This window comes from Pseudomonas sp. UBA1879, from assembly GCF_002338065.1.
Classification (GTDB): Bacteria; Pseudomonadota; Gammaproteobacteria; order Pseudomonadales; family Pseudomonadaceae; genus Aquipseudomonas.
The window spans coordinates 79,110-90,433 of sequence record NZ_DDHJ01000025.1; the positions used below are offsets into that span (position 1 = coordinate 79,110).

An 11,324-nucleotide genomic window follows, 5' to 3' on the forward strand; every position below is an offset into this window, starting at 1 on the left:
TTAGGATGCGAAAAAGCCACTGATGTACTTGTTATAGACAGCTATGACGCGATAGCTGTCGGCGATCAATTCTAAATGCTAAGCCATTTGATTCAGATCTTGAGAGTAGGACTTGCAAGACTCGATGGCTCTATTTTTTGCAATGAAGTAAGCATTGTGCAGCTGCATGTGTCGGTCCTTCCTCGTCGAAAAATCCGCAGGTGTCCTAAATAGAGAAGTGGTTTTGGCAACGTATGAGAACGTATTGTTAAAACCATACCTTAACCATAAATTCCAATCTTCTAGGTGGTCCATGTCAGTCTCAAAACCGCCTCTATTCAAAAATAAGCTTCGTTTGAATAGAAGGGACTGAATCGGGATAAAGTTATGGTCGAGCAGGATGTTGTAATCAAACGAATGCTTGAAGGTTTCGGGTTCCACATGGCTGACCTCATCATAATAGCCCTGATCATCTACATTGGTTGCAATTTCAATGGACTGGGAATAGGCAGCTGCCGCTTGTGGGTTGTCTAGCATGGAAGAAACGAGCACTTCGACATGATCCGAAAATAAAAGATCATCATCGTCAAGGAACATGCAATATTCACCGGTTGCCATTTCAAGGCCATGATTTCCAGTGACCGAACGGCCGACTTTTTCAAGTCCGTAGTACCGAATGTTTACGTTTGGCATGGTCATAAATTCCGCGACCAAAGGCTGCGTCGTCTTCCCGCCGTCCTCCACAATGATCAGTTCTATGTTTGGGTAGGTCTGGTTAATGACCGAGATAATTGACTGCCGAAGAAATTTTTCGCGTTTTCGATAAGTGCGTGTTACGACAGTCACTTTTGGAAGTGCGCTCAGTGATTTTCCTACCGGCCAAAATGCCCCGCCACGCGTCATCTCATAATCAAACGCCCGAAACGGGTAACCTTCCTCTCCTCTAGGCCCTTTGCCTTTGGAGAAATGCACGATATTTTTGACGAAGGTGCAAGCATTGGAAATGAGATGCCGACGTGCATTCGTGTACGCACTGGGGCTGAAAAGCAACCACCCTTGCAACAACACTCCGGCAACTCTGTCTGTTATGTCTCCATATCGCCAGCGGATATAAAGATTCGCCAGTGTACTACCTCTGTATTGGAGAGGTTTGACCTGGGCCTCCGACTCGTAAGTGTAATGATGCACGAGCGCGGAAGGGCAATATCTAAGCCTGTACCCATATGAGCGGAATCGGTAAGAAATTTCTACGTCCTCTCCGTACATGAAAATTTTTGGCTCGTAACCGCCGCAGCTTAGGTAAGCGGCTCTTCGGATCAAAACACAAGCGTGCGACGACCAGTTAACTTCAAGTGTGACTGGATCATAATACTTGGGATGTTCATACGGGGCTTGGCGTGCCTCCCAAGACGCGATCTCGCAATTCGAGTCTTCGCCCGCGGCTGCGACAAGTGTGTGGATGGCCTGGTCAGTGAATTCGATGTCGATATTTGTGACCAAGACAAATTCTGCCTCAGAATTCCTCATTACGCGGTCGTGACCTCCGCCAAAGCCGACATTGGCGCCTACCACAATCTGAAAATTTGCCACAGCCCCCGAAAGCTGTTCACGCCAGCGCTCTAAGTGCCGAACAGTGTCATCGGTTGATCCGTTGTCGACAAAATACAGTCTAACTTTATTCAGCGGGTACGCTTGCGTTGTAAGAGAGTGGATAAAGCGGTCGACCCATTTCGCGCTGTTGTACGTGACAATCGAGATATCAATGATCGGCTCATTGGGAGCTGAACGTCTTGGGGCCAATGAGTAGGAAAAACGCCGGTCTGTTAGCGCTTGTAACGCCTTCGCGTTGTTTTTTGAGTGAAACGTAGCAGAGACGGTCTTTTTAGCGTATGCCCTAGCCCGTTCAAGTCTGATCTTCAAGATCAATAAAAAAGTTTTTCGTTGATAATAATCGCGTAGAAAAGCTCGATACTCGCCGAGCTTTGCAGATGCCGCACGTATTGGCCGAGTGACCCGCCATGAGTTAGAGCGCTCCATCGCTGTAAGAGATTGAGTCAGCCACTTGATCTGAGCTTGCATTTCAGCTTTGCACGCCGTGGTTTCAGCGCTCAGGCGAGCAAACTCGGCTTTGTGTGCTTTGTTTATATTTTTTAACCGATTGACCAGCGTGTGCTGCTGGAAACCATCACTCTTCTCGATGTCCCTTGTATTCGCACCCCTGGAGCCTTGGTATTTCAACTTCTCGAAATGGCAAAGGGGTTCGATAAACTGAGCAGGCGAAAGAAAATAGTATCGCTCTGCAAAATAAAGTGCTCGCGCCCTGAGTTCAAGATCAGGCGTGAACGAGTTCTTGTGGTTATCCCAGGCTTCGGGCAGTGCGCACGGATTCGGAACGTCGACAGTCAGTCCAATATTGGAGTACGCCGCGTCTCCCAAAACATAGACGGTTTTCCCTGCCAGCGCTGCTTCGAAGCCGGCAGATGAGTTGAGGGTGAAGACGACTTCCACCGAGCCTATCAGTTTTTCGATAGAGGCAGCCTTGTCGGCAACTGTTACACCGTCTGGGAGATGCGGTAGGTCATCCAGCGGGTGGGGTTTGACCGTAATAGGCATGCCAGAGGGCGCGACGGCCTTGAGGACGCAATTGACAAAGTCCGCCATCGCTGTAAACGGCGAGCCTGTGATAGCGTTAGAGTCATCTCTGACTTGAAGCAGAATCAGGCATCCGGACGGACGTGCACTTCCCTGTGGACAATAGAGTTCTTCAAGTGCTCTCAACCTCGCGATCGCGCTTTCCAGATTCAGTGCTCGACTGCACGCGTTGGATTGAGGGAATTGCGTCTGGAAACTGCTACGAGCATTGACGCCGCAGGGGTCCGAGAAGTAGGTCAGAGGATTTGGCGCACGAAGCATTCCCAATTCGTTGAAAAGGAGGCTGATGTCGTACTCCGAGCATGCGGTTTCAAGTGCACTGTCAAAGTTCCAACAAAAAACCAGATCTGGCCGAGCCCGATGTATCAAGGTGGACACAAATTCTTGGTGAAATTCAGGTGATCGACCACTCAATATGCCCGCCCAATCTTGCAACCAGTCGGAACGCATCCAATCGGGGTACTGGCACGCCATCGTAGCGGGACTTATCCATTCGTGAGCAAACTCCGGATATTCACGGTGTAGCTCGTCTGTACCAACGAATACACAGTCCCAACCGTCGACAGCAAACTGATTAGCTAACGGGAGATAAACGTCTACGATACTGCTGAAGAGTGTCGGGCGCTCTCGGAGAACCATTGGCAATGTGTAAAACATGACCTTTTTATTCTGATGCGCGCCACTCGTTTTTGTTGGCAGCAACGCCTGTGTCTTGCTGATCGGTGCAATCGCCCTTCGAGGAGAGGGGGCGAGACCGTCTTGTTCCGGCAAGGGCATGATTACTTAACCTCGATCAAGTGAACAGTAGATGGGCAAAAAGCGGCACCGACCACAGTGCGTGAACTTGTAATAGTGATTTTTCTCAGCGGCCATCTTTGGTCGAGTTCGATTCTTTCCTGACCCAGATGCGCCATGCCGATAAATAAAAAGTATTCGCCAGGTGCAATGTGCAACGCGAAGTTGAAGCTTAATTTATAGTCTCCACGTTCCAGATTTAACGTTTGACCTGCCAGCAATGTATTGTCACCAGCGACATCCAGCCCCTTGGTGTTTCTCAGGGACCAGCCTACGACGACGTTATTCAGCGTTTGTTCGCACTGAATATAACAATGCATCGTCACACAGTCTGATGGTGAAAATTGATTGCTGACGTTGCCGCCCACTGTAATGAAATCGACCGCGTTTATTTTTGCTTGACCTGAACCGAATCTGACCTCGGAAATGTCACCCAATTCTTGCTCATAACTGATGTCATCCTGCATGGGCGGGGCCGCGTGAAGCGGAATCGCAGCGTTATTTCGGGCCTGCTTTTCATAATTTTTTGCTGCGGTTAATACGTCATGGCTGTATTCGATTATCCGCCCTTGATCCATGACGATAACGGCTTGGCAGAACCGGATCACGGATTGTGTATCGTGAGAAACAAAAAGAATGGTTGTGCCGCGAAGTTGCATTTCCTGCATCTTCAACATGCACTTCAGCTGGAACCCTGCATCCCCTACGCTCAGTGCCTCGTCAATGATCAGTATGTCAGGGTCTACATTGATGGCGACGGAAAATGCGAGGCGCGCAAACATTCCGCTACTGTAGACCCGGACAGGTTGCTCAATAAAATCCCCTATATCAGCAAATTCCAGAATCTGCGGAAGACGTTTTTTCATTTCGGATGCGCTATAACCCATCAAAGCGCCTTGAAAATAAATATTTTCCAGCCCTGTGTAGTCGGGGTTGAAGCCTGCGCCGAGCTCCAGCAGGGACGCTACACGCCCTGTAATTTGTACTTTGCCTTCACTAGGCGTTAGTACCCCGGTGAGGATTTTCAAAAGCGTGCTTTTACCTGCGCCATTTTTCCCCAATATGCCAATGGTTTGCCCTTTCGCTACGCTGAAACTGATGTTGCATAATGCATGAAACGCGCGGTGTCGGAGTTTTCCTGAAAATGACAGCGCCTCCAGAAAACGATCGACAGGCTTTTTGTACAGTTTGTATTGTTTTCCCACGCCCGTCACAGCTATGGCCTGAGTTGGTGAATTGTCCATCACATCACATCCGAGAAGTGAGGCCTGAGTCGTTGAAACGTATATCGACTCGCCAATGCCAAGATAATCACTCCCACCCAAAATACAGCGCTTTGAGTCGGATGTTCCCAAAACCAGATGCCTCTGATCATAGAGTCTCTGAAGCCTTCAACGATGTAAGTAAAAGGATTCAGATAAAAGTATTGGCTCACTGAGTTCGAAAGTGCCTTGATGTCCCAAAATACGGGCGTTAACCAGAATCCGAGCTGAGTCATCATCGCTATGATTTGTGATAGGTCAGGGAAAAATATGACGATCGCGCTGGTGAGCCAGGCCAATGAAAGGAGGAGTGCAGAAAGACAGATAACGTAGTAACCCAATTGAAGCCAGTGAGCTGAAGGTGAATATCCGTATGCCAAAAATAATCCGAATAGAATGCAAATGAATAGGCAATGTACGGCGAGTGCCGACGCTATCTTAACGATCGGCAGAAGAGAAACGTTGAACACAATTTTTTTGACCAGAAAGCCATTATCTTTTACCGCATGGCACCCCGTATTCAGTGACTCTGCTATGTAGAACCAAGGGATCAGTCCGCACACCAGCCACAGTATAAAAGGATAATCTTGGTGTGGAGGAGCTTTGAATCCGTATTCGAAAACGAACCATAAAATCAGCGCAGTTGCACAGGGTTGAATAAGCACCCATAGAAAACCGAGGTAGTTGGTGAGGTATCGGGCCTTAAGGTCGTTGATAATCAGGCTCAATAATATGGGCAGATGTTTAGGTGTCTCGGTAGACATGTGTGTCCCGGGGTTCTATCGGCGGATTCAAGAGTCCAGGTAATACCTGGTTGATTTGTATATTGAAATGATTGGGATTTTCATTTCCGGCGTGTGCAAGTCTACCGGGTTTAAACACGGGATGTTTCTTGGAATTCTGTGGGACCTTTCTCGCTCGTACGTTGTTTATTTGAAAATTCTTACGTCGGCTTTAGGAAGGTTCTTATCTTTTATTACAACGGCAGAGCCAGTGGGTGTCGTTCACCCTGTGCTATTCGTACTGATTGCTGCTGCACTGTTGCGAGCAGATCATGGCCTAGACAGGTTAAACTGCGCGCCATTGGCTCTTCGCAGCCCCTTATGCGCTGACTTTTTCACGGTAATCCCATGACATTCGCTTCTCTCGGCCTGATCGAACCCCTGTTGCGCGCGCTCGAAGCGCTTGGCTACCAAACACCCACGCCTGTTCAAGCCATGGCCATCCCGCCGGTGCTGGAAGGTCGCGACCTGATGGCCGCAGCGCAGACCGGCACCGGCAAGACCGCAGGGTTTGCCTTGCCGCTGCTGCAGCGCCTGACGATGGAAGGCCCGAAGGTCGCGGCCAATTCGGTGCGCGCGCTGGTACTGGTGCCGACCCGTGAACTGGCGGAGCAGGTGCATGAGGCGATTCGCCAATACGCTGAGCATCTGCCGCTGACAACCTATGCCGTGTACGGTGGCGTCAGCATCAATCCGCAAATGATGAAGCTGCGCCGTGGTGTGGACGTGCTGGTGGCCACGCCAGGCCGCTTGCTCGACTTGCATCGTCAGAACGCGGTGAAGTTCTCTCAGGTTCAGACCCTGATCCTCGACGAAGCGGATCGCATGCTCGATCTGGGTTTCTCGGAAGAATTGCGTGATATCTACGCCGCGCTGCCGAAGCGTCGTCAGACCCTACTGTTCTCTGCCACGTTCTCCGACTCGATCCGCGGTTTGGCGGGACAGATGCTCGACAACCCGCTGAGCATTGAGGTCAGTCCCCGCAACGTGGCGGCGTCGTCGGTGAAGCAGTGGGTCGTGACGGTCGACAAAAAGCGCAAAAGCGAGCTGTTCATACATCTGCTGAAAAAGCACCGCTGGAGCCAAGTGCTGGTGTTTGCCAAAACCCGCGTAGGCGTCGACCAGCTGGTGGATCGCCTTCAGGGCTTGAGCATCAACGCCGACGGCATTCACGGCGACAAGCCCCAAGCGACCCGCCAACGGGCACTGGACCGTTTCAAAGCGAGCGAAGTGCAGATTCTGGTAGCGACTGATGTTGCGGCGCGAGGCCTGGATATCGACGACCTGCCAACTGTGGTCAACCTCGACCTGCCGATCGTTGCGGAAGATTACGTGCACCGCATTGGCCGCACCGGCCGCGCCGGGCAGACAGGGGAGGCGATTTCGCTGGTCTGTGCGGACGAAGTCGAATTGCTCAGCGCCATCGAAGTGCTGACCCGACAGACCCTGCAACGCCGCGAAGAGCCGGATTTCGTTCCTGAACACCGCGTCCCCGTGACAGACGCCACCGGGCAAATCCTCAAAAAGCCGAAAAAGCCCAAGAAACCCAAGACCGGTGGAGGCGGGGGCAAGCGCAATCTTGGCAAGTGGGTCGACAGCGGCGAAGTCGCGGTCGAAGCGCCCGCGGCCAAACCTGTGAGAAAGGTGCCTGTGTTCAACACGGGGCCGAGGAAGCGCAAGCCTTAACGCGGTGGCACAGGGCTGAGGTGTGGTGAGACGATCGCAACGGTCGTCTCAGCGTCTTGCCCTTGCGATACCGTGCCAAGGCTTTATCACGCGCTTGGCTAGCTTCACTGCTTCAACTTTCAGCGCGCACACTGGCTTGATCCAGTATGCGCGAGCAGATGCCTTGCGATCAGAATTGGAAATAGATGAACGGATTGAATCCTGATTCCACGACCGATATCGCGGAACACAGGTAAAGCCCCAGACACCCCAGCGCGATGCATTTCCGGTAGCGGAGAGCCTTTGCTCGCAGACGATAAAACGAAACGTCACCGACGAAGCAAATCACAACGGCCAGTGCCAGTAGGGCCAGCGTCTTGTAATCCTGCAATGCGCTGTTGCTGGCGACCCAAAGATGCAGATCACTCCCGTGCCCGAACATGGCCGACCAAAATCTGACCGCCTCCTCCATGCTCCCAGCCCTGAAAGGCACCCAAAGCAGCGTGGCAAGGATGAAAACGGGAAAACTGCCCAACTTGAGTGCGCGCAAGTTAATCCAGCCCGCACGTTCTGCGACGATCAATAGGCCGTGGCCCACACCCCAGACGAGAAATGTGTAAGCGGCGCCGTGCCAAAGGCCGCACAGCAGGAACACGACGAACAGGTTTCTCAGCGTCGTGGCTTTGCTGCCTCGGTTGCCCCCCAAGGGAATGTAGAGGTAGTCCCGGAACCAACGGGACAAGGTCATGTGCCAGCGTTGCCAAAACTCGGTGATGCTTGCCGCAGCGTAGGGGCGATTGAAGTTTTTCGGGAACCGGAACCCCATCATCCTGGCCATGCCGATCGCCATGTCGGTGTAGCCGGAAAAGTCAAAATAGATCTGGAACGAGTAGCAAACGGAACTCAGCCAGGCTGAATAGGTGGTCAGCACGAGGTCGGGGCGATGACCCAGCGTCACGACGTTTCCCAAGGGATCGGCAATCAGTATCTTTTTGCTCAAGCCGATAATGAAAATGACCAGCCCCCAAAACAGATCACTCTCGACAATCGTTCGCCGACGCACGTGCAGTTGTTCAGCGATCTCGGAAAAGCGGACAACGGGACCTGCGATCAGATGTGGAAACAGGAAGATGTAGATCGCAAAGCGATGGAGCGCTTTCTCGGGTTTAATGTTGCCCCGATAGACATCGACGATGTAGGAGATGAAATGAAAGGTGTAGAAGGAAATGCCAAGTGGCAGGGCTAACGTCCATCTTTCAATGACGGCACCCATGTTCATCCCGGTCGTATCCATCCATACCTGCAGAAAAAACAGCAGGTATTTATACATCGCCAGTGGAAGCAGGTTCAGCGCCACTGCGACCAATAAGATCGCCTTGCTCGTGCTTCCGCCTGGCGAGCGATTTCGTGACGCATCGAGGCAAAACGCAATGACCCAGTTCGCCACCAGCATGACGATCGCAACAGCCGTCAAAGCCCCGGCCCCAAAGACATAAAACCCGATGCTTGCTATCAGAATCAGGCCATTTCTCAGTGATTTGGGGACCGCTAGATAAGCCAGATAAAACAGTGGAAAGAAAATAAACAGGAATACCGGTGAAGAAAAAACCATAAGAAGCTACCAATACCGTGACAGTTGATGCGGGCTCAGGAGCCCAGTCCTCTACGCTGGAACGCGGCCCAGTGCTGTATTTGCAAATCCAGGATCTGAACGATCAGGTACTTACATCTGCCACGGATCAATGCCGGTATCTCTGACATGTCGCGTGTCCGATCCAGCTTGGTGAAGGATTCGAAGTAGTCCGCGATCCCCGCCTCCAGCATGCCGTCGCTGAAACTGTTTCCGAACATGCATGCGGAAGGAAGTAACCCTTTGTCGGTGATCGCATTCGTCTCAAACTCCAGTCCGGTCTTCGAGGCATCCATCGGCGTTTTTTCATGCACATCAGCCCAGGCATGATTCAGCTGTGGCTCGAATACAGAGTCCCGTGCAAAAAGACGGGCGGAAAAACGCGCATCGGAACCGGCGTAAGGCTTGAGGCTGTAATCCATGGGGTGTGACCAGGACAGCGATGAGCCTTCCCAGCGGGCGATGGTGTCGACGATATCCTCTGAAACCGCCATCGCGGACATATTGGTCCAATGGAAGTCCTGTCTATAGAACGTTGGCGTGGTGACTTGAAGTTTGTCGAGAATGCCAACCACATCCACTACGTTTAGTTGTGGCTCGTTATTCAACTGCGTGTAGAGGCTGAAGAACTGGCTCGAACGGTCTAGCTTGGGTGCGAAGAACGGAAGGCGGTTTGGCCAAAAGTACTCTTTCTGCAGCGGTGTGACGAATAACACCGTGACCCCTTCGGCCTTGAGTGCCTGGGTAAAGCTAATCATCCCTCTTCGCACGTAGTCGGCGTTGCCTGGTGTTGTCAGAAAGTTTTCTACTGCCGGCAGCTCAATATCCAGAAGATGACGGCCATAAATTTCTTTGCCCGAGGCAAAGTACACGCGGGAGGATGATCTGAACAAACGGTAATCGAGCTCGTTTTTTGAGCGAATCATCAAGTCTCTAAAGGCCAGACGATCTCCGAACCATTTTTCGAAGCGGTGATAATTCTTGTCGCTGTCGTACCAGCGCCCCTCCCACGATTGCGGAAATGTAATCAGTGGACGCAGCTCTTGAACAGGCTGCACAACAGCGTGATACCACTGAACTATAGGGTTGGACTCGATGCGGTCCTGTTTCCATATCGAGATGATCGTTGCCATCAGCGGAACGATAGAAAGAAGCAGGAATAGCGTGACAAAAAAAAGCTGAAATCGACTTCGATAGGCAAACAGATGGGCTTTCCGGCGCATTAAACGTCAAATCCTCTGACACATCGTGAATGGACTACACCGCGTCACAAGGGGCTGAGTTACCGTCGTTAGCGATATGAGGCGCGCGGGAGTATACATGCCGGGCGCCTCGCGCTGAGCTGTTTTTATGAGAGACGCCGAGGATGTTTGTTTTCTGAAACCTATGGCGTAACAGGCACATTGTCCGGATGACAAAGACGCCATTCGGGTCTCAGTGGGCGCTCACAAGCTCCTGATACAGCGCCGCATACGACCGCACCATTTTCTCGGCCGTGAATACTTCTTCGTAACGCTGAGCGGCCTTAATGCCCATGCGCCCGGCCATTGCACGGTCATTCCATAGGGTGTTCATGGCCGCCGCCAAGGCGCTTGAATCCCGCGGTGGAACGACCAGGCCGGTTTCGTTCGCGATGTTGATAAATGTAGTGCCGCTGCCCATTTCGCAGGAAATCATCGGCTTGCCGTACATGGCACCTTCCAGCAATGAAATGCCGAACGACTCCGAGCGCAAGTGGGACGGAAACACAAACGCTTCGCACAGGGTCAGCAGTGCGTTTTTATCTTCATCGCCCAACCCGCCCACGAACGTCACATTGTTCAGTCCCAGCGCCTTGGCCTTCGTCTTCAACTCCTGCTCTTCATAGCCGCCGCCCATGATCACGACCGGCAGTCGGGTCTGATGCGCGGCTTCAAGCAGGAAGTCGAGGCCTTTGTAGTAGCGCAGCGCCCCTACGAACAAAAAGAAACGCTCACCTAACTGCTGCTTCCAATGCGCCAGCCTGGAGGGCGAGGGAGCAGGGTAGGTCGTACGGTCGAGGCCGTAAGGGATGATGTCGACCTTGTCCTTGAACCGGGTCAACACTTCACTGCTCGCCGCGTAGTTCGGTGACGACGCCACGATGCGGTCGACGCTGCCGAGGAAGCGGTTCATTAACGGTGAATACAGTTTGAGCAGGGTTTTCTGTTTAACGATGTCCGAGTGGTAACTCACCAACGACGGCTTCTTCAGACGGGTCGCGAAGTGGGCCACGTCCATGTACGGCCATGGAAAGTGGTAATGCACGAGATCTGCCTGGGCCGCCAGTTGCTTGAAATCCCGAATCCCGGACAGCGAAAGACCGGTCGACGCAATGTGTAAGTCCTGCCTGGAGCGGTGGGTGACATGATTGCCCACGATCTGGTTACGTGCCGAGCCGTTGGCGCTGAGGTACAGCACCTGCGGCTCGATGCCATGGATTGCGCTGCCCTGAGCCAGTTGAAAAATGACTTGCTCGATCCCGCCGCCCGGCGTTTCTGGGTAATAGGTTTTGAAGAAATGGAGAACTTTGATCATTGC

The 11,324-nt window shown here is 52.2% G+C and carries 7 protein-coding genes; 1 reads left to right on the top strand and 6 read right to left on the bottom strand.

From position 1 onward, the window contains the following. Positions 1-78: 78 nt before the first annotated feature. From B3N48_RS26160 to B3N48_RS26170, 3 genes are read right to left on the bottom strand one after another with little or no spacing between them, the layout of a single operon-like run. Entirely contained in the window at positions 79-3,408 is a 3,330-nt protein-coding gene (locus tag B3N48_RS26160; protein WP_296188651.1) for a glycosyltransferase, read from the bottom strand. 2 nt (positions 3,409-3,410) lie between these two features. After that, positions 3,411-4,670, bottom strand: coding sequence for an ABC transporter ATP-binding protein (locus B3N48_RS26165; protein ID WP_296188653.1), 1,260 nt, complete (start codon positions 4,668-4,670; stop codon positions 3,411-3,413). Beyond that, the gene (locus B3N48_RS26170) at positions 4,670-5,452 is read right to left on the bottom strand and encodes an ABC transporter permease (RefSeq protein ID WP_296188654.1); all 783 of its coding nucleotides are present in this window, start codon (positions 5,450-5,452) and stop codon (positions 4,670-4,672) included. Before B3N48_RS26170 ends, B3N48_RS26165 begins: the two co-directional genes overlap by 1 nt. A gap of 366 nt (positions 5,453-5,818) precedes the next feature. On the opposite strand from B3N48_RS26170, the gene B3N48_RS26175 reads away from it, so the two are divergent. Next, positions 5,819-7,156 (top strand): DEAD/DEAH box helicase, encoded by a 1,338-nt coding sequence (locus tag B3N48_RS26175; RefSeq protein WP_296188655.1) that lies wholly within the window; start codon positions 5,819-5,821, stop codon positions 7,154-7,156. 169 nt (positions 7,157-7,325) lie between these two features. Here the strand turns inward: B3N48_RS26175 and B3N48_RS26180 are convergent, their stop codons facing one another. From B3N48_RS26180 to B3N48_RS26190, 3 genes are all read right to left on the bottom strand, one after another. Next, the gene (locus tag B3N48_RS26180) at positions 7,326-8,747 is read right to left on the bottom strand and encodes an MBOAT family O-acyltransferase (protein ID WP_296188659.1); all 1,422 of its coding nucleotides are present in this window, start codon (positions 8,745-8,747) and stop codon (positions 7,326-7,328) included. A 35-nt stretch (positions 8,748-8,782) separates the two neighbouring features. Next, complete coding sequence (locus B3N48_RS26185) at positions 8,783-9,988, bottom strand: alginate O-acetyltransferase AlgX-related protein (RefSeq protein ID WP_296188661.1); 1,206 nt, start codon at positions 9,986-9,988, stop codon at positions 8,783-8,785. Positions 9,989-10,199: 211 nt separating this feature from the next. Continuing rightward, positions 10,200-11,321 (bottom strand): glycosyltransferase family 4 protein, encoded by a 1,122-nt coding sequence (locus B3N48_RS26190; protein ID WP_296188663.1) that lies wholly within the window; start codon positions 11,319-11,321, stop codon positions 10,200-10,202. Between the last annotated feature and the right edge of the window lie 3 nt (positions 11,322-11,324).